At 62.5% G+C, this 22,474-nt stretch carries 19 protein-coding genes; 15 read left to right on the forward strand and 4 right to left on the reverse strand.

The features are described from left to right. Positions 1-6 precede the first annotated feature (6 nt). From eutC to HCN50_RS04790, 4 genes are all read left to right on the forward strand, one after another. Positions 7-780, forward strand: coding sequence for an ethanolamine ammonia-lyase subunit EutC (eutC, locus tag HCN50_RS04775; protein WP_171708493.1), 774 nt, complete (start codon positions 7-9; stop codon positions 778-780). Positions 781-871: 91 nt separating this feature from the next. Then, entirely contained in the window at positions 872-2,887 is a 2,016-nt protein-coding gene (locus tag HCN50_RS04780; RefSeq protein WP_171708494.1) for an acyltransferase family protein, read from the forward strand. 363 nt (positions 2,888-3,250) lie between these two features. Further along, positions 3,251-5,641, forward strand: a complete 2,391-nt coding sequence (locus tag HCN50_RS04785; RefSeq protein ID WP_171708495.1) for an efflux RND transporter permease subunit — start codon at positions 3,251-3,253, stop codon at positions 5,639-5,641. A 57-nt stretch (positions 5,642-5,698) separates the two neighbouring features. Continuing rightward, entirely contained in the window at positions 5,699-6,757 is a 1,059-nt protein-coding gene (locus HCN50_RS04790) for a hypothetical protein (RefSeq protein ID WP_171708496.1), read from the forward strand. A gap of 89 nt (positions 6,758-6,846) precedes the next feature. Here HCN50_RS04790 and HCN50_RS04795 read toward each other — a convergent pair whose 3' ends face one another. Next, complete coding sequence (locus tag HCN50_RS04795) at positions 6,847-7,350, reverse strand: hypothetical protein (protein WP_171708497.1); 504 nt, start codon at positions 7,348-7,350, stop codon at positions 6,847-6,849. 113 nt (positions 7,351-7,463) lie between these two features. On the opposite strand from HCN50_RS04795, the gene HCN50_RS04800 reads away from it, so the two are divergent. The 7 genes from HCN50_RS04800 to HCN50_RS04830 all read left to right on the forward strand — a co-directional run bounded on the left by HCN50_RS04800 (position 7,464) and on the right by HCN50_RS04830 (position 13,990). Continuing rightward, positions 7,464-7,805 (forward strand): hypothetical protein, encoded by a 342-nt coding sequence (locus HCN50_RS04800; protein WP_171708498.1) that lies wholly within the window; start codon positions 7,464-7,466, stop codon positions 7,803-7,805. Continuing rightward, complete coding sequence (locus HCN50_RS04805; RefSeq protein WP_171708499.1) at positions 7,798-8,037, forward strand: cysteine rich repeat-containing protein; 240 nt, start codon at positions 7,798-7,800, stop codon at positions 8,035-8,037. Before HCN50_RS04800 ends, HCN50_RS04805 begins: the two co-directional genes overlap by 8 nt. 194 nt (positions 8,038-8,231) lie before the next feature. Next, positions 8,232-9,110, forward strand: a complete 879-nt coding sequence (hpnC, locus tag HCN50_RS04810) for a squalene synthase HpnC (RefSeq protein ID WP_171708500.1) — start codon at positions 8,232-8,234, stop codon at positions 9,108-9,110. Further along, a complete protein-coding gene (hpnD, locus tag HCN50_RS04815) occupies positions 9,107-9,946 on the forward strand; it encodes a presqualene diphosphate synthase HpnD (protein WP_171708501.1) in 840 nt (279 codons plus the stop codon). Before hpnC ends, hpnD begins: the two co-directional genes overlap by 4 nt. Continuing rightward, the gene (gene hpnE, locus HCN50_RS04820; protein WP_171708502.1) at positions 9,946-11,199 is read left to right on the forward strand and encodes a hydroxysqualene dehydroxylase HpnE; all 1,254 of its coding nucleotides are present in this window, start codon (positions 9,946-9,948) and stop codon (positions 11,197-11,199) included. Before hpnD ends, hpnE begins: the two co-directional genes overlap by 1 nt. A 65-nt stretch (positions 11,200-11,264) precedes the next feature. Beyond that, positions 11,265-13,244, forward strand: a complete 1,980-nt coding sequence (shc, locus tag HCN50_RS04825) for a squalene--hopene cyclase (protein WP_171708503.1) — start codon at positions 11,265-11,267, stop codon at positions 13,242-13,244. Between the two features lie 32 nt (positions 13,245-13,276). Continuing rightward, positions 13,277-13,990, forward strand: coding sequence for a phosphorylase (locus HCN50_RS04830; RefSeq protein WP_171709169.1), 714 nt, complete (start codon positions 13,277-13,279; stop codon positions 13,988-13,990). A 101-nt stretch (positions 13,991-14,091) separates the two neighbouring features. Here the strand turns inward: HCN50_RS04830 and hpnH are convergent, their stop codons facing one another. Beyond that, positions 14,092-15,252 carry an adenosyl-hopene transferase HpnH gene (gene hpnH / locus HCN50_RS04835; RefSeq protein WP_171708504.1) on the reverse strand — a complete coding sequence of 387 codons (1,161 nt, stop codon included), beginning with the start codon at positions 15,250-15,252 and terminating at the stop codon, positions 14,092-14,094. A gap of 66 nt (positions 15,253-15,318) precedes the next feature. Next, positions 15,319-16,245 (reverse strand): 4-hydroxy-3-methylbut-2-enyl diphosphate reductase, encoded by a 927-nt coding sequence (gene ispH, locus HCN50_RS04840; RefSeq protein WP_171709170.1) that lies wholly within the window; start codon positions 16,243-16,245, stop codon positions 15,319-15,321. A gap of 444 nt (positions 16,246-16,689) precedes the next feature. On the opposite strand from ispH, the gene hpnN reads away from it, so the two are divergent. Beyond that, positions 16,690-19,281, forward strand: coding sequence for a hopanoid transporter HpnN (gene hpnN, locus HCN50_RS04845; protein ID WP_171708505.1), 2,592 nt, complete (start codon positions 16,690-16,692; stop codon positions 19,279-19,281). On the opposite strand, the gene HCN50_RS04850 is transcribed toward hpnN, so the two are convergent. Beyond that, positions 19,249-19,947: a DUF2147 domain-containing protein gene (locus HCN50_RS04850; protein WP_171708506.1), complete on the reverse strand. Its 699-nt coding sequence runs from the start codon at positions 19,945-19,947 to the stop codon at positions 19,249-19,251. The two genes, hpnN and HCN50_RS04850, sit on opposite strands and share 33 nt — an antisense overlap. A gap of 102 nt (positions 19,948-20,049) precedes the next feature. On the opposite strand from HCN50_RS04850, the gene hpnO reads away from it, so the two are divergent. The 3 genes from hpnO to HCN50_RS04865 all read left to right on the forward strand — a co-directional run bounded on the left by hpnO (position 20,050) and on the right by HCN50_RS04865 (position 22,466). Next, positions 20,050-21,441 carry an aminobacteriohopanetriol synthase HpnO gene (gene hpnO / locus HCN50_RS04855; protein ID WP_171708507.1) on the forward strand — a complete coding sequence of 464 codons (1,392 nt, stop codon included), beginning with the start codon at positions 20,050-20,052 and terminating at the stop codon, positions 21,439-21,441. Between the two features lie 94 nt (positions 21,442-21,535). Beyond that, positions 21,536-21,943, forward strand: a complete 408-nt coding sequence (locus HCN50_RS04860; protein WP_171708508.1) for a GFA family protein — start codon at positions 21,536-21,538, stop codon at positions 21,941-21,943. 256 nt (positions 21,944-22,199) lie between these two features. After that, positions 22,200-22,466, forward strand: coding sequence for a hypothetical protein (locus HCN50_RS04865; RefSeq protein ID WP_171708509.1), 267 nt, complete (start codon positions 22,200-22,202; stop codon positions 22,464-22,466). Positions 22,467-22,474: the final 8 nt, after the last annotated feature.

Genomic DNA, 22,474 nt, shown 5'->3' on the forward strand with positions numbered 1-22,474 from the left:
CAAGCCATGAAAACGCCGGCGCCGCCATCCCGCCCGCTCGAAGCCTTGCGGGAGCTGACGCCGGCGCGCGTCGGGCTCGGCCGCTCCGGCGCGAGTTTGCCGACCGACGCGCTGCTCGCCTTCACGCTCGACCATGCACGCGCGCGCGATGCCGTTCACGCCGCATTCGACGCGAAGCGCCTCGTCACCGAACTGGCCGGTCTCGGCCTCGAGGTGAGCGAGGTTTCCAGTCAGGCGCATGACCGGCGCGACTATCTGCGCCGTCCTGATCTCGGACGCATGCTCGATCCGGATTCGCGGCGTGCGCTGGAGAAGCGAAGTGGTGGCGCAAGCGAGCTTGTGGTCGTGATCGGCGACGGGCTATCGCCGGCGGCCGTCAATGGTCATGCGGTTGAACTGGTTCGCCATCTCCTCCGGCGCCTGAGGGAGGCGAGCGTTCGTTTCGGCGATGTCGTGGTCGCCTCAGGTGCGCGCGTGGCGCTCGGCGACGAGATCGGCGCGGTGCTCGGCGCGCGGATGGTGGTGATGCTGATCGGCGAGCGGCCCGGCCTGTCGGCGCCCGACAGCCTCGGTGCCTACCTGACCTTTGCGCCGCGTATCGGCCTCACCGACGAGAAGCGCAACTGCGTCTCCAACATCCACGGTGCCGGCCTCGGTTACGATGAAGCCGCCTTCAAGATCGCCTGGCTGGTGCGTGAGGGGATTGCGCGCCAGGTCACCGGCGTGGCGCTGAAGGACGAAAGCGGAACGGCGCTCATCGCCGCCAAGCCGGTCGATTGAAAGTCGAAAACGTTCCAACCTGTGGCCGCGTCGCCACTGTGCGCCAATTCGCGCCTGATATAAGCGGGCGCGGAGCGGGCAGAGACAGGCGATGGAGAAGACGGGGGCAACAGACGGGCGGGGCAAGCATGCGAGCCCGGACGGGTTCCGGCTGGACATCAACGCGCTTCGTGCGCTGTCGGTGATCGCCGTCGTCGGCTTCCACTTTCAGATACCGGGATTTGCCGGAGGATTCGTCGGCGTCGACATCTTCCTGGTGATCACCGGCTATCTCATGACGACGAAAGTGCTGAACGACCTGAAGCTCGACCGCTTTTCGCTATGGACCTTCGCCATGATGCGGATGCGCCGGATCTACCCCGCGCTGGCGGTTGCAGTCGCAGTCTCCGTCGTCATCGGCTGGTTCGTGACCTTGCCGGGCGAATATCTTAAGCATTTGCTGCAGGCGCTGTCGGCGCTGGCCTTCGTGTCGAATTTCGCCTTCAACAGCGACAACGGCTATTTCGCGATGGCCGCGCAGACCAAGCCCTTGCTGCACACCTGGTCGCTTTCGCTGGAGTGGCAGTTCTACATCTGGATGCCGCTGATCGCGTGGCTGGTCTGGCGGCTGGCTTCCCGCACCAAATCGTCATTCAGCGCCGTGACACTCGCGCTGCAAATCTTCGCCGCGCTGTCGCTCGCCTGGTGTTTATCGGCGAGCCAGCATGATGCGATGGGATCGTCATTCTTCTCCCTTCGCGCCCGAGCCTGGGAGCCGCTGGCGGGAGGATTGATCGCCGCCGCGGAAATCCGCCGCCGATCCGAAGGCGCGAAAGCGTCATGGCTGGAATCGCCGCTCGTCGCGCTCGCCGGCTGGGCGCTGGTTACGGGCTGCACCGTCTATCCTTTGCCCGAAGCGCGCTGGCCCGGCATGCTCACCATCCTGCCGATCCTGGGCGCAGCGATGATCGTCGCGGCGCGGCAGGGAGCAGGCGAGGGGAGCCTGCTCGGATTATCGCCGGTTCAGCGCATCGGCGACTGGTCCTACTCGATCTATCTGTGGCACTGGCCGATCTGGGTATTCGCGCTGAGCTGGCTGGCGGTGCGCGGCTACGAGGTCGGCGGTGCGCAGAAGACGACGATGATCCTGGCCTCGCTGGTAACAGGCGCGCTCTCTTACCGCTACGTCGAGCAGCCGGTGCGAACGCAGCGCGAATTCTGGACACCGCGGCGGCTGCTGACCGCTTCGGGCGTCTCATTTGCGGTATTCGCCGGGTTCGTGTCGCTCGCGTTCCTGAATCATGGCTTCGCGGGGAGGCTGCCGGACTACCTGTTGCCGGCTGAACTCGCGCGAAGAACCAACACGCCGCGCGATGAATGTTTCAGGAATGCCAATTCCACCAAGAAAGCCACCGAGACCTATTGCAGTTTCGGCAGCGCGCCAGCCGCGGGCCGGCCGGCCGCGATCCTGTGGGGCGATTCCTTTGCCAACCAGTACCTCGAACCGATTTCGCAGGCGGCGCTCGATAGCGGCATCCACGGCCTGATCGCAACGCAAAGCGGGTGCAGGGCCTTTGTCGATGATGCGGCCGTCAATGCGAGCGATCAGCCGCCGTGCCGGCAATTCAATCGCAGCACGCTTGATTTCGTGCTGGCGCAGGCGGAGCCGAGCATCGTCGTGCTCGGCAGCAACTGGAGCAATGCGGCTGAAATTTCAGCGCTCGCGGACAGGCTGCTTTCGGCGGGCAAGACTGTCGTGCTGATCATGCCGTTACTGAACATCGGCTTCGACCTGCCGCAGCGGTGGATCGAAAATCAGATCCGCGCAGGGAGGGCTATCGGCGAATGGAAGGTCGAGGCCGGTCCCGATCTGACTATGAGCACCTTCCGGAACGAAATCGCGCGCGTGCTTGGTCGGTACCGCGATAATCCGCATCTCGTGATGGTGGATCCGTTGTCGGTCGTCTGCGAGCAGGGATATTGCTACCTGGTGCGGGACGGGCAGGCCAATTTCCGCGACACCGCGCACATTTCCAACGTCAATGCGGCCCAGTACCGCGGCCTGTTCGACGCTGCATTCAGCGCAGCACTCCGCGCCGCGATGGAGGCGGACGAGAAAACAGACTGATCGCGGTGATACTTCTGGCGCAATTTTCTCAGGCTTCCACCGCTTCCCGGAAAATTGACCGGCCGTCGCTGCGCCGCGCCGTTACGGCCGGCGTTGCCGTTGCCAGCCGGAACGCTACCAAGCGGCGCCTGCCGGTGTGGCAAATCAGAGACTTAACGCGCATTTTCGTCATCTTCGGGCCGATTTGCACTGGTGCGCATGCTTGCCGGATGGGGTTCGGCCCTGTAAAACGGCGCCCGTTAATTTACCGCGTGATTTCAATGGCTAGTGCCGATCGGACAGGGTTCTCAAAGCCGCAATCGCGCCGTCAAACTGCATAAGACTAAGCTGCACAAACAGGCCGACGTGAGAACTGGACAGGGTATGCTCGACAAGAACTCCGAAAGTCACGTCCACGTCCAAGCCATTGAGGAGCCGCCGCCGGGCAAGAGCATCGCCTTCGGGCTGGAGCGCATGGGCCTGATCGCGGTCAGGGCGCCGATCGTGTCCATGATCGTCCTCGCCGTGCTGATCGTGGCCGCGCTTTTCGGCATCGAGCGGATCAAAATCGACGATTCGCTGAGCCAGTTGTTCCGTTCCGATTCCAAGGACTACCGGCAATACGAAGCCGTGACCAAGCGGTTTCCTGCGACCGAATTCGACGTGCTGGTCGTCGTCGAGGGCAAGACGCTCCTGGCCCGCGAGAATCTCGAAAAGCTTCGCGACATGGTCACGGACCTGCAACTGGTCGAGGGCGTGCGCGGTCTGGTCTCGCTGTTTTCCGCGCGACAGGCGCCGGAGCCGGGCAAGCTGCCGGCAGCGTTGTTCCCGCCGGAGCTGCCGCAGGGCGCGGCCTATGACAAATTCGCCGAGACCGTCAAATCCAACGAGATCATTCGCGGCAAGCTGTTGTCGGAGGACGGCACACTGGCGCTGATCGTATTGTCGCTGGAGCCAAAGGTCGTTTCCTCCAACGACCTCGGCACGGTGGTCGGCGAGATCAGGAAGATCATGGCCGAGGATCTCTCCGGCAGCGGCCTCAACGCGCAGCTTTCCGGCGTTCCCGTCATGCAGCTCGAGATCCGCAACGCGGTCAAGCGCGACGGGCTGACCTACAACATTCTCGGCATTCTGGCCGGCTGCATCATCGCGATTATTTTCTTCCGCAAGATATCGTTCATGGTGGTGGCGGCGTTCCCGCCGATCATTGCGATCCTGCTTGCGCTCGGCGGCCTTGGCTGGGCCAACTTCAATCTCAACATGTTTCTGAACGTGATGACACCGCTCATCATGGTGATCAGCTTCTCGGACTCGATGCAGCTCACGTTTGCGGCGCGCGACCGGCTGATTGCGGGGCAGGACAAGATCACCGCCTTCACCAACGCCGTGCGGGTGGTGGGCCCGGCTTGCGTGCTCACGCACGGAACCGCCGGAATCTCCTTCATCGCGCTGCAGTTCTCCGATTCCGAACTGATCCGCAAATTCGGTGAGGCCGGCCTTGCCGCCACCATCATCGCGCTGGTTGCCGTATTGTCGCTGGTGCCCGTATTCGGCGTGCTGTTCGTCCGCAACGAGAAGATTTTTGCCGTCAAGTTCCAGAGCGCCGACGCCGGCGTGCAGGCGTTACGCAATTTCTGCTACTGGATTGCGGTGCGCATGGTGAGCCGTCCCGGCATGTTCAGCCTGATCGCGCTGCTCTTCGTCGGCGCGCTGGGCTTCATCTACGCCACTTTGGAGCCGCGTTACCGGCTCGCCGACCAGGTGCCGGACAAGCGGCAGGCGGTTGCGGCATCAGGCCGGCTGGACGCCAAGCTCACCGGCGCCAATCCGATCGACGTGCTCATCGAATTCCCCAAGGGCGCCTCGCTCTACGCGCCGGACACCTTGAAGACGATCGCCGACGTTCACTCCATGGTCGAAAAATCGGCCGGCGTCGGCAATGTCTGGTCGCTGGAAACACTGCGCCGCTGGCTCGCGGAGAAGGCAGGCAGCTCCGATGTCGCAACCCTGAAGGAATATGTCAGCGTCATTCCCGAACATCTGGTCCGCCGCTTCATCTCGGCCGAACAGGATGCGGTGGTGGTCTCGGGGCGCGTACCGGATCTCGATTCGAGCGAAATCCTTCCTGTTGTCGACAAGCTCGACAAGGCGTTGGACAAGGTGCGCGCCGAGCATCCAGGTTATGAGATTGCTGTCACCGGGCTGTCGGCGATCGCCGCGCGCAACAGCGCCAACATGATCTCGAAGCTCAATGCCGGCCTAACCGTCGAATTCCTGCTGGTTGCGATCTTCATCGGCCTTGCATTCCGCTCGGTCGTGGTGATGTTCTCCTGCATCCTGCCCGGCATATTCCCTGTGGTGGCGTCGGGCACGGTGCTCTGGATATTGGGCGAGGGGCTGCAATTCGCGAGCGTCGTCGCGCTCACCGTGTCCTTCGGCCTCGGGCTATCAGCCACCATCCACTTCCTCAACCGCCTGCGGCTGGAGAGCAAGCCGGGCGTGACCGCGGGGCTGGCGGTCGAGCGCGCCACCGTGCTGGTCGGCCCGGCGCTGATTCTGACCACGGTGGTGCTGGCCTGCGGCCTCGGCGTCACCGTATTCTCCGACCTGCCATCGCTGCGGCTGTTCGGCTGGCTCAGCGCGTTCTCGATGATCGCGGCCCTGGTTGCCGACCTCTTCATCCTGCGGCCGACCTCGATGTTCCTGATCAATCTGTCGGAAAGGATCCGCGGCGTCAGTCACGCCGCGCCGGTCGAGAACAAGGCTGCGGAATAGCGAGCGCTGCTAGTAACAACGGCCGCCGGCCAATGGTAGCGGCAGGGAGGCTGAGGAATGACCTCTGCAGGATTAGCCGCTAACCTTGCGGCCGACGCCGCCGCTTACCGTGCGGTCGAACGCATCTATCATTCCTATCTCACCGGGCTGATCCTGATGCTGGCCTCGCGGGCCGGCGCCCCGCGCGCCGCCGAGGTGGTGTTTCGCACCTTCCGGCGTCAGCAACTGGCGCGCTTTCTGCCGGGCTTGAAGAAACTCGGCCTCGACCGCCTGCCGCATGCGGTGGCCTGCGCGCAGTATCATTATCTCTCCAACCAGGTCGGCGGCGTGAAGGTCGAATATGTCCATGAGAGCGACACCAAGGCCTGGGTGCGCTATCCGCCGCCGCGCTGGATCTGGTCCGGCACCGCGATCTGCGGCATCCCGTCCGAAGTATCCCGGGCGATGCTGCGCGGATGGCACGCCAACAACGGCGTCGTGCTCGGCAACCCGAGGCTCGGTTTTGTCTGCACGGGCCAGACCGTCGACGGCCAGCCGGGGCTTGAGGGGTACTACAAGGAGTGGGACCGCGATCTCGCGCCTGAGGAGCGGCTGCAGTTTTCGCCGGGCGAGCGCTGTCCGCCATTCCGCGCCGATCTCGCGCCGCGACTGCCGGCGAATACATGGCCGGAGGAACGGCTGCAGAAGGTGCTGCGCAATTATGCGATGGAATACATCACCTCGATCGTGCCGGAGACGATCAACGTGCTCGGCCCGGAAGAGGGCGGCCATCTCGCGGGCGCGGCTGCGCGGCTGGTCGGGATGCACACCTTCGACGAAGTCGCCGCGATGCTGGGCGGCGTGGAAGCCGGAGCGGTGGGTTTTGCGAATGCCTTCGCCCGCCTTGCCCGCGGACAGGACGACGATGCGGAATTGCAGGTGGAAGGCTCAGGCGCCATCGTGCGCCAGACCTCGTGGCGCCTGATGGCGGAGCGTGAAGCGCTGTCGCCCGCCGTGTTCGATGCCTGGAATGAATTGTGGGTGGGCGCCGCGCTGGCGCATGACCGCTTCATGCGCGTCGAAGTGACGGAACGCCGGGATCGCGGCGATTCCTGCTGGTGCTGGAAATTCGGCTGATCCGGCAGTTGTCGTGCGCAAAACAAAAAGGCAGCGCTGAGGCGCTGCCTTTCAAGCTGTTCGAAAACGCGAGGCTTCGAAAGACTGCGTCAGGTCCTCGTCATCGTGATCTTGACGCCGCGGATCTCGCCCTTGGAGTCGATCTGCACGATCTGCTTGTTGCCGGTGGTGCGCAGATTGAGGTTGGCGGCAAATCCCGAGGCTTCGACGAACACCTCGATCTGGCCGCCGCCGGCGGTGCCTTGAAGGTTGCCGAAGATATTTCGGCTCTTTTCGCTCCAGTTGCCGGAGATGCGGTCACCCTGGCTGGTGACGTCGCTCGACAGGTCGAACTTGTAGCTGTCGCTGGCGCAGTGCAGGTTTTGCTTCAGGCCGAGCCCGTTGGCGTTGACCTTGTAGTCGGCCTTGCAGCGGATGTTTTCGGTGGTGCCGTTGGAAAGCGCGACCGTTCCGGTGCCGCTCCAGTTTCCGTCAAAGCCGGCAAACGGGCCTCCTGCCTGGGCATGGCTTGCGGTGACCGATAACATGAGCGCGGCGCCGACCCCGGCTGCTGCGAGAGCCTGACCGAACAAGCTGGAACCAAACAGTTTCATAGTGAGTTTCCCCTCAAATTAGACGTCTCTTGCAAAGATACGTCTCGCCGCATCGAAGATTTAGTGTTCCCGCAGTATCTTAGGTTCAAATGGCAGCGTGCTGTTTCCGGCCTTTGCCGCCGAAAGAAGTACGAGCGGCCGAATGGAATCAAACCATTCACATCGGCTGCGTCGGCGCAGCATCTAGCTTTGCGCCGCATTGTCTGCAACAGCCAATTGCGGAACAGCTGTGGCAAAAATACACTTTAGATATCAGTCAGTTATTTGGCAGCTATCAGTTGATTATTTGGCAGGCTGGGATCGCCGTAAATTTGGCCGCATTTACCATGCTTGTCCTGCGCTCGCTGCTGCGCTACCCGGCGCCTGCCATCCAGACAAATCCGTTCCGGCGATGCCAAGACGCAAATCGGGAACAGGATTTCTTGCTGCCGAAAATGAAGGAATACGATGCGTAAATCTCTCCTAGCCCTCACCTTGTTGTCGATCTCGGTTTCGTCGACCGTCGCGTTCGCCCAGCAACAGCGCAGCGGAACGCCGGAGGAGCAAAAGGCTTGCACCCGCGACGTGCAGAAGTTCTGCCGTCCGGTTATCGACCAAGGCGATCTCACCATCCTGGCGTGCCTCAAGGAGCATCGGTCCAAGATCAGCAACGCCTGCGACCAGGTTCTGAAGAACAACGGCCAATAAGACGCGGCTAGCGTCCGTTAACCCTCGCTGAGAAGCCATTTTCGGCCTCTATGACGTGGGTCACGGGCGGGGCTAATCCGCCCATATAGCATTGGTTTTGGCGGCGTATTCCCCTATATGGGGCTCGCGATCTTCTCGCATGCGCCGAAGTACCGGCGCATGCCGCCAATCCCGATTGATGTAGCCAGTTATTGATGACCAGCGCGAGCGACCTGCGATCCGGAAAGACCGACCGCGACGAGAATTTTCCGGTCGCGTCGTGGATCATTCATCCGCGTCACCGGGCGCTGATTCTCTCATTCTACAATTTCGTCAGGACGGCCGACGACATCGCTGATCATGCGTCCCTCGGCGCGGATGAGAAGCTGCGCTACCTCGACGTGCTCGAGGCGGAACTTTTGGGCAAGGGCGATACGCAGAAGGAAGCGGTCAGCCTGCGCCAAGCCCTCGCCGAGCGTTCGATGGCGCCGCGCCACGCGCTCGACGTGCTGGTCGCGTTCCGCATGGACGTCACCAAGCTGCGCTACGAAAACTGGGACGAAGTCATTCATTATTGCCGCTATTCGGCGATGCCGGTCGGGCGTTTCATGCTCGACGTCCATGGCGAGAGCACCGCGACCTGGGCGGCATCCGACGCGCTGTGCGCGGGACTGCAGATCAACAACCATTTGCAGGATTGCGGCAAGGACTACAAAAACCTTAACCGCGTTTATCTGCCGCGCGACGCGCTGGCCGCAAGCGCCGCCACCGTCGAGATGCTCGGCGAGGCGAAGTCGCAGCCGGCGCTGCTGCAGTGTCTTCACGCGCTCGCGGCCAGAACCGAAACCCTCCTCAACGAGAGCAAATCGCTCAATGCCGAAGTGAAGGATTTCCGGCTCGGGCTCGACATTGCCGTGATCCAGGCGTTTGCGGACAAGATTGTCGGCATGCTGAAGGTGCGCGATCCCCTCAGCGAACGCGTGCATCTGAGCCCGCTGGAGCTGCTTGGCTACACCTTCGGCGGTGTTGCTGGCGAAATCATCAGGCGAGCGATGGGACGTCGCCCGCTGACAAGACCGGCAGCCGGCGCATGACGGTGCAGACGGCGGCGGCCAACGCAGATTACGGCACCACCGCGTCCGGCAGTTCGTTCTATGCCGCGATGCGCATTCTGCCGCGCAGCCAGCGCGAGGCGATGTTCCAGATCTACAGCTTCTGTCGGCAGGTCGACGACATCGCCGATTCCGATGGGCCGCGGCCCGAACGGCTGGCCGCGCTGCAGCAATGGCGAGACGATATTGATGCTCTCTACCAAGGCCATCCGCCGCCGCGCCTGCAGGATTATGTTGCATCGGTCAAGACCTTCGGCCTCAAGCGCGAGGATTTTCTGGCGATCGTCGACGGCATGGAGATGGACGTGCCGCAGGACATCCGCGCCCCGGATCTTGCCACGCTCGATCTCTATTGCGATCGCGTCGCCAGCGCCGTCGGACGTTTGTCGGTGCGCGTGTTCGGTCTGCCCGAGGAAGACGGCATCCTGCTCGCCCACCATCTCGGCCGCGCGTTGCAATTGACCAATATCCTGCGCGACATCGACGAAGATGCCGGCCTCGGCCGCCTGTATCTGCCGCGCGAAAGCCTGCTGCTTGCCGGCATCACCAGCGACAATCCGCAGAAGGTGATCGCCGATCGCGCGCTGCCGAAAGTTTGCCTGCCACTGGCCGAGCGGGCGAAAAAGCATTTCGAAAAATCCGACGAGATCATGAAGCGTAATTCGCGCCGCGCCGTGCGCGCGCCGCGGATCATGTCGAAATATTACCGCACGATCCTTGATTTGTTGCTGGCCAGGGGCTTTGCCGCCCCGCGCGAGCCGGTCCGCGTCCACAAATGGGCGAAGATCGCCATCCTTCTCCGTTACGCGATCATCTGATGCAGAAAAACGTTCACATCATCGGCGCCGGCATTTCCGGCCTCTCGGCGGCGGTGCGGCTCGCCAACGCCAATTACCGGGTGCATGTCCATGAGGCCACGCAGCACACCGGTGGCCGCTGCCGGTCCTATTTCGACGCCGCTACCAATCTCACCATCGATAACGGCAACCATTTGCTGTTGTCCGGCAACCGCCATGCGCGGGCCTATGCCAGATCGATCGGCACCGAGGTGGGGCTGGTCGGACCAAAGCTCGCGCAGTTTCCGTTCGTCGACATCATGACCGGCCAGCGCTGGCTGCTCGACCTCGGCGAAGGCAAATTGCCGCTGTGGGTACTCGACGAGGCGCGCCGCGTCCCCGATACAAAACTGCTCGACTATCTCGGCTTGATGCCGCTGATCTGGGCAGGGACCGACAGGTTGGTCGGCAGCACGATCCGGTGCGACGGCACGCTGTACCAGCGGCTGGTGCAGCCGTTGCTGCTTGCTGCGCTCAATGTCGATCCGCCCGAGGGTTCGGCGGGCCTCGCCGGCGCAATCGTGCGGGAGACGCTGCTGGCAGGCGGGCAGGCCTGCCGGCCGCTGATCGCGCGCGACGGCTTGAGCGCGGTGCTGGTGGAGCCGGCGATCAAGCTGTTGCAGGACAAGGGCGCCACGATCCAGCTCGGCCACGAGTTGCGCGAATTCGCGATGACCGGCGATGTCGTCGGCGAACTGAGATTCGGCAGCGACACGATCGCGCTCGGGCCCGACGACGCCGTGGTGCTTGCGGTGCCGCCGCGCCCTGCGGCGGCGCTATTGCCGGGGCTGAAGACCCCGACGAAATTCCGCGCGATCGTCAATGCGCATTTCCGCTACGACCCGCCGCGGGACGCCGCGCCCATTCTCGGCGTCGTCGGTGGCCTCGTGGAATGGCTGTTTGCGTTTCCGCAGCGGCTCTCCGTGACCATCAGCAATGGCGACCGCCTGGTCGACATCCCGCGCGAAGAGCTCGCTCTGGCGATCTGGCGGGATGTCTGCAAGGCAGCCGGCCTGCCGGGAGAACCGCCTTTGCCGCTTTGGCAGATCGTGCGCGAGCGCCGCGCGACGTTCGAAGCGACGCCGGAGCAGAATGCGCTGCGGCCGGGGGCGGTGACGTCGTTCAAAAACCTGTTTCTCGCCGGCGACTGGACTGATACCGGCTTGCCGGCAACCATCGAGGGATCGGTGCGGTCCGGCGACCGCGCCGCCGATCTGGTCCTGGCGAGGCGTTAAGCCTGAGGATGAGTTGCGTGACCGGCTTCACAGAGCCCGGTCGCGAATAGAGGGATGTCTAGCGAATGCTTTCCATAGACAAAAAAATTGCAGTCGATTCCGTCGCGACAGTCGATCCCATCGCGCTGGAGAAGAGCATCTCTTCAGCAACCGAAGCGCTGCTCGGCTACCGGCAATCCGACGGACACTGGGTGTTCGAGCTGGAAGCCGACAGCACGATTCCGGCGGAATATATCCTGCTGCGCCACTATCTCGGTGAACCCATCGACAGTGCGCTTGAAGCCAAGATCGCGAATTATCTCCGCCGCACGCAAGGCAACCATGGCGGCTGGCCGCTGGTGCAGGATGGTGCCTTCGACATGAGTGCCAGCGTCAAATCCTATTTCGCCCTGAAGATGATCGGCGATTCCGTCGATGCGCCGCACATGGTGCGCGCGCGCGAGGCAATCCGCTCGCGCGGCGGCGCCGCCGGCAGCAACGTTTTCACGCGATTCCTGCTCGCGTTCTACGGTGTGCTGAGCTGGCGCGCGGTGCCGGTGTTGCCGGTCGAGATCATGCTGCTGCCGATGTGGTCACCGTTCCACATCAACAAGATTTCCTATTGGGCGCGCACCACGATGGTGCCGCTGATGGTGATGGCGGCGCTGAAGCCGCTCGCGAAGAACCCGAAGGGCGTCGGCATCGACGAGCTGTTCCTGCAGGATCCAAAATCGGTCGGCATGAACAAGAAGGCGCCGCATCAGAGCTGGGGCTGGTATGCGCTGTTCAGTACGCTCGACAAGATCCTGCGTGTCGTCGAACCGTTGTTTCCGAAGAAGCTGCGCCAGCGCGCCATCGACGCTGCGCTTGCGTTTACCGAAGAGCGCCTGAACGGTGAGGACGGCATGGGCGCGATCTATCCGCCGATGGCCAACATCGTCATGATGTATGACGCGCTCGGCAAGGGTCCCGACTATCCGCCGCGTGCGGTCACTCGCCGAGGCATCGACAAGCTGCTCGTGATCGGCGAGCACGAGGCCTACTGTCAGCCCTGCGTCTCGCCGGTGTGGGACACCGCGCTGACCTGCCACGCGCTGGCGGAGGCGGGCGGCGAAGACACGCTGAAGAAGATGAAGCAGGGCCTTGACTGGCTGAAGCCGAGACAAGTGCTCGACCTCAAGGGCGACTGGGCGGTGAAGGCGCCGGACGTCCGGCCCGGCGGCTGGGCGTTTCAGTACAACAATGCGCACTATCCCGATCTCGACGATACCGCTGTTGTGGTGATGGCGATGGATCGCGAGCGTCGGCAGACCGGCAGCAAGGATTATGATTCGGCCATTGCGCGCGGTCGCGAGTGGATCGAAGGCCTGCAGAGCCGCGACGGCGGCTGGGCCGCCTTCGACGTCAACAATCTGGAATACTATCTCAACAACATCCCGTTCTCCGATCACGGCGCGCTGCTCGATCCGCCGACCGAGGACGTCACCGCGCGCTGCATCTCGATGCTGGCGCAACTCGGCGAGACGGCCAAGACGAGCAAGACAGTCGCGGATGGAATCGCCTATTTGCGTCGCACGCAGCTCGCAGAAGGGTCGTGGTATGGCCGCTGGGGCCTCAATTACATCTATGGAACCTGGTCGGTGCTGTGTGCGCTCAACGCCGCCGGCGTCGACCACCAGGACCCGATGATTCGCAAAGCGGCGAACTGGCTGGTTTCGATCCAGAACAAGGATGGCGGCTGGGGCGAGGACGCGGTCAGCTATCGGCTGGACTACAAGGGATACGAGGGCGCCCCATCGACGTCTTCGCAAACGGCATGGGCCTTGCTTGGACTGATGGCGGCCGGGGAGGTGGAGAATCCGGCTGTTGTCCGAGGCGTGGAGTACCTAAAAGCCACACAGAACGAGAAAGGGCTGTGGGATGAGGCGCGATACACGGCTACAGGCTTTCCGCGGGTGTTTTATTTGCGGTATCATGGCTACTCGAAATTCTTTCCGCTCTGGGCGCTGGCGCGGTACCGGAATTTGAGAAGCACCAACAGCAGGGTGGTAGGGGTCGGGATGTGACTTGGGGGGCGGCGGCCGCCGCGGCAGACAATCTGGTTGATCGCAATTCGATCGATTCGCGGCCGGTTTTGATTGTTACAGGTTTGGTGCAGGAAGCCCGCATCGCGGCCGGGCCCGGCATGATCGTCATCTGCAGTTCCAGCGATCCGCAGCAATTGCGCGCGTTGCTGGCAACGCTTGATTCTACCACTTTCAGGGGTGTGATCTCGTTTGGCGTCGCCGGTGGGCTGGATCCGTCGCTGAAGTCAGGCGACGTGGTGGTGGCGACCGAGGTTCTGGCAGGCGATACCCGCTTTCTGGCAGGGCTGGCGCTGAACGAGGAAATGATCGCACGTGCGGCATTGCGGCGTCGGCGCGTGGTCCGTGGCGTTCTCTCGGGCGTGGAACAGGTGATCGCGGCCACCGCCTGCAAGGCCGCGCTGCACTCGGAGACAGGCGCGGCGGCTGTCGATATGGAGAGCCATATTGCCGCAGCCTACGCGGCCGAGGCTGGCTTGCCGTTCGCGGCACTGCGGGTGATCTCCGATCCGGCCAGCCGCGCGCTTCCCGCGATCGCCAAGAACGCCATCAAACCGAACGGCGACATCGATCTCGGCAAGGTACTGCGTGGGGTGGCGCGCAATCCGCGATCACTGCGTGCGCTGGTCTCCACGGGACTCGACTTCAACCGCGCGCTGCGCTCGCTCCGCGGCTGCCGCGGTTTCTTGCACAGCGGCGAGGGCGCTTTCGCCACCGCGGAGATCTGATCCGCGCTGCGCCGATTGTTGGATTTCGAAAGGCGTCAAACAAAAGAAAAGGGCCCCGGTTCGCTTGAGAACCGGGGCCCTGATTTTTTCGCCAATTCGCTTTAGGCGGCGGTGGAGGCCTTTTCCTGCTGCTTGGCGGCAGCGGCAGCCGCCTCGTCGCGACGGATTTCCGAGAGCTTCTTCTGGACCTGTTCGGAGAAGATGTACTGCGCCGGGCGCTGCTTGGAGAGGTCGATCTCGGGCGCCATCGGACCCGAGGTGCGCACACCCCTGAGCGCCACCCACATCGCTTTGAGCGGGTTATGGAGCGCCGCAGTGGCGGCGGTCGGCTCGTAGCCGCAATGCGCCATGCAGTTGGCGCACTTTTCGTAGCGGCCGGTGCCGTAGGAATCCCAGTCGGTGGTTTCCATCAGCTCCTTGAAGGTCTTGGCATAGCCTTCGCCGAGCAGATAGCACGGCTTCTGCCAGCCGAAGATATTGCGCGCCGGCATGCCCCACGGGGTGCATTCATAGGACTGGTTGCCGGCCAGGAAGTCGAGGAAGAGGCCGGAATGCATGAAATTCCACTTCTTGCCCTTGCCGAGCGCAAACACGTCGCGGAACAGCTTCTTGGTCTTGGTGCGGTTGAGGAAGTGTTCCTGGTCCGGCGCACGCTCATAGGCGTAGCCCGGCGACATCGAGACGCCGACGCCGAGTTCGGTGGTGAAGTCGAGGAACTTTGCGATCTCTTCCGCCGGATGACCGTCGAAGATCGTGGCGTTGACGTTGACTGTGAAGCCGCGCGCCTTTGCAGCCTTGATCGCGGAGACTGCGCGGTCGAACACGCCCTTCTGCGACACCGCCTTGTCGTGATGGTCCTTCAGGCCGTCGAGATGCACCGAGAAGAACAGGTAGGGCGAGGGCTCGAACAGGTCGAGCTTCTTCTCCAGCAACAGCGCGTTGGTGCACAGCGACACGAACTTCTTGCGCGCCACCAGGCCGCGCACGATCTCGCCGATCTCCTTGTGGATCAAGGGCTCGCCGCCGGGGATCGCCACCATCGGCGCGCCGCATTCCTCGGCCGCGTCCCAGCATTCCTGCGCGGTCATGCGGCGGTTGAGGATCGCATCGGGATAATCGATCTTGCCGCAGCCGACGCAAGCGAGGTTACAGCGGAACAACGGCTCCAGCATCAGGACGAGCGGATAGCGCTTGCGGCCCAGCAGCTTCTGCTTGAGCAGGTAGCCACCGATACGCATTTCCTTGAAGAACGGTATTGCCATTTTGGAGATTTCTTTCTGGACTTGGGGTCCGGGCTTGGGGCCCGGACTTGGAACCTGTGACGTCAATCAACCCGCAGTCAGTTCGGCCGGAAGCCGGAACTCGATATTCTCCTCCCGCCCGGGAAGCACCGACACCTTGACGGGTCCGATACGCCTCAAAGCCTCGATTACGTCATCGACCAAAACTTCGGGCGCCGAGGCGCCCGCCGTGATGCCGACGGCTTTCGCATCCTTCAACCAATCAGGGTTCAGCTCGCTCCCGTCGGCAATGAGATAACTCGCGACGCCGGCCTCGGTGCCGATTTCGCGGAGCCGGTTTGAATTGGAACTATTGGCAGCCCCCACCACCAGGATGACGTCCACCAGTTTGCTCAGATCCCTTACCGCAGATTGGCGGTTCTGTGTCGCATAGCAGATATCCCGGATGTCGGGACCTTGAATATCTGTAAATTTGGCCTGAAGGGCCGCGATTATGTCCTTTGTGTCATCGACGCTGAGGGTGGTCTGGGTGATGTAGGCCACCGGGGCGTCGGTCGGCAGGGTCAGGGCCGCCACGTCCTCGACGCTCTGAACCAGGAGAACCGGACCCGGAACCTGGCCCATGGTTCCCTCGACTTCGGGATGGCCGGCATGCCCGATCAGGACCAGGGTCCGGCCCTTGGACATATACCGCTTGCCCTGATTATGGACCTTGGTGACCAGCGGGCAGGTGGCATTGAGGACGGGCAGGCCGCGGGCGGCGGCCTCTTCCTCGACGCTGCGGGCCACGCCATGGGCGCTGAATACGGTTACCGCGAGCGGCGGAACCTCAGTCAGGTCCTCGACAAAGATCGCACCCTTGGCCTTTAGGCTTTCGACGACGTATTTGTTGTGCACGATCTCGTGCCGGACATAGACCGGCGGACCGTATTTCTCGAGCGCACGCTCAACGATTTCGATGGCGCGCACGACGCCCGCACAAAATCCGCGGGGCTGCGCTAGATACACTTCCATGGGATGTCCATTACGCAAGTTGCAAGAGGTATTGAATTCGCAAATTCGCCCGAAGGTCTCCGTGCAGCCGGTCACACGGGATTTTTGCAAAATCCACGCCGCGACCGGAACCCGTAGGTAATCCCCACCCAAGTAGATGGAAGCGCAGCACTATGTGTCAAAAATCGTGCAGATAGAAAAGGGTGGATCGCGCAATGGTTACCAAGATTTTGGTAACGAAATACCAATAACCCTACTTCCTGACGTCGGGTTCCTCACCGGTTCGTCACTTTATCGCCCTCCGGAACGGGCTATACCGCCTTTCGAACAGCGTCCCGGTCCGTTCGGCGGCTTCGCTTGAACCCTCCGGGAAGTGACCAAAACAACATTAGATCGGCTCCCGGAACTCCGCTAGATAGCGGGCGTTTTCGCCCAGCTCTCCTTTGAGATTCAGAAAGAAACGAAGTGCTGACCAGCATTGTTGTCGCGATTGTCAGAACCTGTACGCGGTTTGCCACTCTCGTTGTCGTCGTCTCCCTGCTTCTGGCAGTTGGGGCGTGCTATTACGCCGCCCGGCATTTCGCCATCAACACCGACATCAACACGCTGATTTCGCCCGACCTCGACTGGCGAAAGCGCGACAATCAGTTCGAGCACGCGTTCGATCGCGAGAAACTGATCCTCGCTGTCGTCGAGGCGCCGACGCCCGAGCTCGCCAGCGCCGCGAGCCGGGCGCTTTCGACAAAGCTCGCCGGCGACACCAAGCATTTCGAATCCGTGCAGCCGCTCGGCTCCGGCGAGTTCTTCGAAAAGAACGGGCTGTTGTTCCTGCCGGTGGAAGAAGTCGGCAAGGTTGCGGGGCAGCTCGAAGCAGCGGCCCCCCTGATCGAGATCATGGCTGGCGATCCCTCGATCCGCGGCCTGACCGGCGCGCTGGAGACCGGGCTTGCCGGCGTTAAGCGCGGGCAGGTCAAGCTCGACAACGCCGAGCGTCCGTTCAACCTGATCAGCCAGACGGTCGAGGACATCCTGAACAAGGGGACGGCGACCTTCTCCTGGCGCGAACTCGTCAGCGACAAGCCGCTGACCGATGCCGACCGCCGCGCCTTTATCGAGTTCAAGCCGAAGCTCGATTACAACGCGCTCGAACCCGGCAAGGATGCGACCGACGCGATCCGGCAGGCCGCGGTCGACCTCAATTTTGCCGGTCAGTACGGCGCGCGCGTGCGGCTGACCGGCCCGGTTCCGATCGCCAACGAGGAATATTCGACCGTGCAGGACGGCGCGATCCTCAACGGCATCGCAACCGTCCTCATCGTTCTCGTGATCCTCTGGATGGCGCTGCACTCGGGCAAGATCATCTTCGCGGTGTTCGTCAATCTGTTCATCGGTCTTGCCATCACCACCGCCGTCGGCCTGATGATGGTGGGATCGCTGAACCTGTTGTCGATCGCCTTTGCCGTGCTGTTCGTCGGCCTCGGCGTCGATTTCGGCATTCAATTCAGCGTCCGCTACCGTTCCGAGCGTTTCAAGAACAACGAAGATTTGGCCGTGGCGCTGGAGAGCGCAGCCAGCCGTTCGGCGGTCCCGCTGTCGCTCGCGGCGATGGCGACCGCGGCCGGCTTCCTGTGTTTCCTGCCGACCGACTACAAAGGCATTTCCGAGCTCGGCAAGATCGCCGGCGCCGGCATGCTGATCGCGTTCTTCTCCAGCATCACGGTGCTGCCGGCCATGCTGAAGCTGCTGCATCCGCCCGGCGAAAGCGAGCCGGTCGGCTACGCGTTTCTGGCGCCCGTGGACGAATTCCTCGAAAGGCACCGCGTCATCATCGTCGTCGGCACGCTGCTTCTCGTCGTGGCCGGCTTGCCGCTGCTCTATTATATGAAGTTCGACTTCAATCCGATCAACCTGCGCAATCCGAAGGCCGAATCGATTGCGACCTTCCTCGACCTGCGCAAGGACCCCAACACCGGCGCCAACGCCATCAACGTGCTGACCAATTCGGAAGCTGAAGCCAAGAAGATCGAGGCGCGGCTGGAAAAGCTGCCGGAAGTGCTGCGCGTGATGTCGATCGACAGTTTCGTGCCTGGGGATCAGCCGGCAAAGCTTCAGTTGATCGCCAAGGCGGCGAAGGTGGTGGGTCCGGCGCTCAATCCCGACTCGGTCGATGCTGCGCCCACCGATGAAGAGAATGTTGAGGCGCTGAAGAGTTCGGTCGACAGCCTGCGCAGGACCGCGGGCGAGGGCAAGGGGCCGGGCGCGGTGGCCTCGCGAAGGCTGGCCGATGCGCTGTCGAAGCTCGCCGGAAGCGACCAGGCGACGCGCGACAAGGCGCAGAACATCTTCGTTACGCCGCTGAAGATCGTGTTCGATCAGCTCAGGAATACGATGCAGGCGGGCCCGGTCACGCTGAAGACGCTGCCGCCGGAACTATTGAACAGCTGGAAGTCGAAGGACGGGTTGATCCGCGTTGAGGCGTTGCCGAAGGGCGATCCCAACGACAACGACAATCTGCGGCGCTTTGCCGATGCGGTGCTGGCCGCCGAGCCCAACGCGATCGGCGGGCCGGTGTCGATCCTCAAATCCGGCGACACCATCGTCAAGGCGTTCATTCACGCCGGCATCTGGGCGCTGGTGGTGATCAGCCTGTTGCTCTGGCTGACGCTGCGGCGGATCACCGACGTGCTGATGACGATGGTGCCGCTATTGGTAGCCGGCGCCGTGACGCTGGAACTCTGCGTGCTGATCGAACTGCCGCTCAACTTCGCCAACATCGTCGCACTGCCGCTGCTGCTCGGCGTCGGCGTCGCCTTCAAGATCTATTACGTCACGGCATGGCGCGAAGGCCGGACCAACCTGCTGCAGTCGAGCCTGACGCGCGCGATCTTCTTCTCCGCGCTGACGACGGCGACCGCGTTCGGAAGCCTGTGGCTATCCAGCCATCCCGGCACCGCCAGCATGGGAAAACTGCTGGCACTGTCGTTCGTCATCACACTGGCCGCGGTGCTGTTGTTCCAGCCCGCGCTAATGGGCAAACCGCGCGATATCGGGAAGTAGGCAGATATCGCCGATATCGCTCGGCTGGGCGGCGGCCGTCTGCTTCTGACCAGGCGCGGCCTTCGGCGGGGGCGCCGGATTTGCCGTGCCCGTGGTCTTCGGCGCTGCCGGCTGAGCAGCCGGTGCCGCAGTCGTCGGTGCCGGATTCGTCGAAGCCGTACCCTTCGGTGCAGCGCCCGGTCCAGCCTTCGGCGCGCCCTTGGCCATGCTGTTGGCAGGGCTCGAGGGAATCGGCGGTCCGACCCGGGTCCAGGTCTCTCCGCCGCAGAGGAAGCCCAGCACGCAGCCCTGAATCTCGAGCTGGTCGGCACCGACAGGCTTGATCGTCGAAGAGTAGAGCTGTCCGTCCTTGGCGTTGTAGACTTGGCCCTCCCAGGCATCGACGCCGGGTTTTTTCTTCATGTCGATCAGAATCGGCATGCCCAAGGTCGGCCGGCTCTGCTTGGCGACATCCGGATTGTTCTTGTCCTTGCCGCCCGGCGTCTTTTCCCAGGAAACGACGCCCCACATGTTACCGTTGCACTGGGCGACGCGGATATTGGCCACACCATCTGCCACCTTCCAGTCGCCGGTCGGGTCGGCGGCCAACGCCGTAGTAATACCTGTGGCCAAAAAGATTCCCGAATACACTATTGTGCGCGCGACAGTTCTTGGGCAGTGCAACATGGTCCAAACCTGTGTTTAAGTAGATGATCCAGAGCGGGGGTCAAAACGCCGCATTCAGCGTTTTCAGTTGACGAAACGGCCATCAACCGACGTATGTAGCCAATGCCAGATTCATATCTAGACGTTTCCGAGCTGTTTGTAGAGCGGCAGGCGCAGCGCAGTTCCCTGCATGCACGCCACCTGAATGAGCAACTCGTCCGGGTGCTGAAGACCATCGGCTACGATGTGGGCTTTCAGAAGGGTCAAGGTCAATACCTGTTCGATCGTGACGGGGCCCGCTATCTCGATCTACTCAGCGGATTTGGCGTTTTTGCGATTGGCCGCAATCATCCGGCACTGCGTTACGCGCTGAAAAGCGTGCTCGATGCCGATTTTCCCAATCTGGTGCAACTCGACATCTCGACGCTCGCCGGCGTCCTGGCGGAACGCCTGCTCGAGCATGTGCCATATCTGGACAAGGTGTTCTTTGCCAATTCCGGCGCCGAGACCGTCGAGGCCGCGATCAAGTTCGCGCGCGGTGCGACCGGCCGTCCGGGCATCGTGTCCTGCTCGCATTCATTCCATGGCCTGTCCTATGGCGCGCTGTCGCTGATGGACGACGCGAATTTCCGCAGCGGTTTCGAGCCTCTGCTGCCGGGATGCACGCAGATTCCGTTCAACGATCTCGCAGCGCTTGAACAAGCCTTGTCGTCGCGCCAGGTCGCGGCCTTCATCGTCGAGCCGATCCAGGGCAAGGGCGTCAATCTGCCGACGGATGAATTCCTTCCCGGCGCGCACGCGCTGTGCAAAAAATACGGCACGATCTTTGTCGCCGACGAGATCCAGACCGGCATCGGCCGCACCGGAAAATTCCTCGCGGTCGAGCACTGGAATGTCGAGCCCGACATGGTGCTGCTCTCGAAAGCGCTATCGGGCGGCCACGTTCCGGTCGGCGCGCTGCTCACGCGCAAGTCGATCTTCGACAAGATCTTCAGCCAGATGGACCGCGCGGTCGTGCACGGCTCGACGTTTTCGAAGAACGATCTCGCGATGGCGGCCGGTATCGCAACCCTCGATGTGATCAAGCAGGAAAAGCTGGTCGAGCAGGCCGCCAGGCGCGGCGCCGAGCTTCGGCTTGCGCTGACCCGCATGGTGCCCGGCTATGAACTGCTGAAGGAAGTGCGCGGCAAGGGCCTGATGATCGGCATCGAGTTCGGTCCGCCGAAATCGCTGAAGCTGAAGGCGTCGTGGAATATCCTGGAGACCGCCAACAAGGGCCTGTTCTGCCAGCTCATCACCGTGCCGCTATTCAAGGATCACAAGATCCTGACGCAGGTCTCCGGCCACGGCAGCCACACCATCAAGCTGCTGCCCCCGCTCGTGATCACGGAAGAAGACTGCAGTTGGATCGAGAAGGCGTTCGACGACGTCATTGCCGCCAGCCACAAGGTCCCCGGCGCGATCTGGTCGCTCGGCAAGACGCTGGTCGACAACGCGGTCAGGAAGTCGGCGTAGTCGCGACAGTACGACGCAATGCCAAGTCCATTGCGTTGAAGCCGCCAACTCCAAAATTATCGAGCGGGCCGGGCTGCATCGATCGGAGGAGAGCATGGTCAACGTCACCGGCGGCTGTCATTGCGGCGCAATTCGCTACGAGATCGCGGGCGAACCCATCGTTCATGCATTGTGTCACTGCACCGATTGCCGCCGCCACGCCGGCGCGCCGATGGTCGGCTGGTCGATGTATGCGGAGGATGCGCTCAAGGTGACGAAGGGAACGCCGAAGCTCTACAAGTCTTCCGAACACGGCCGGCGGCAATTCTGCGCCGACTGCGGCACCGGTCTGTTCTACACCAATGCGAATATCATGCCCGGCATCGTCGACATCCAGAGCGCGACCTATGACGATCCCGACGCCGTGCCGGCGATGATGCACATCCAGACGGCAGAGCGCATTCATTGGATGGAGCGCGCGCACGAGCTGCCGACCTTCGAGCGCTATCCGCCGCAGACGTAGCATGCGAGATTCGTAGGGCGGACTACGCTTTCGCTAATCCGCACTACACCACTGTCGCGCAATAGCGAAAGCATTGCTCCGATCGCTTCATTTGTAGGCGAATATTCTGCGCATTTGCCGGCAATCGATATTTCCGCACGTTCACGCGATCGCGCATCATCACGCACGGCTTTTCAAATCACGGTGACAACTATCCGCTTTCACGGTGCGATACCCAATTGGTGGAATGACTTCATGACAAAAGAGGATCTCGCCAATGACCAAGTCTATCCCGACACTCGCCGCCGCGTTTCTGATGACCGCGATCGCAACGCCCGTGTTCGCGCAAGCCGCGATCCAGGAGCCCGGCGCCTATTCCTTCTATCACCCCAATGCCGATGTGCTCGGGGGCCGCGGCTCCTATCGGTCATTCGATCAATCGAATGCCTACTACAATTCCAATGCCTATTACGGCGAGGGGGTGACCACGCCCGAGCCGCGACTGCGGCAGAGATCGATGAGGCACCATCGCAGGGCGCAGTAGCGCGGGAA

This window comes from Bradyrhizobium archetypum (genome assembly GCF_013114835.1).
Taxonomy (GTDB): domain Bacteria; phylum Pseudomonadota; class Alphaproteobacteria; order Rhizobiales; family Xanthobacteraceae; genus Bradyrhizobium; species Bradyrhizobium archetypum.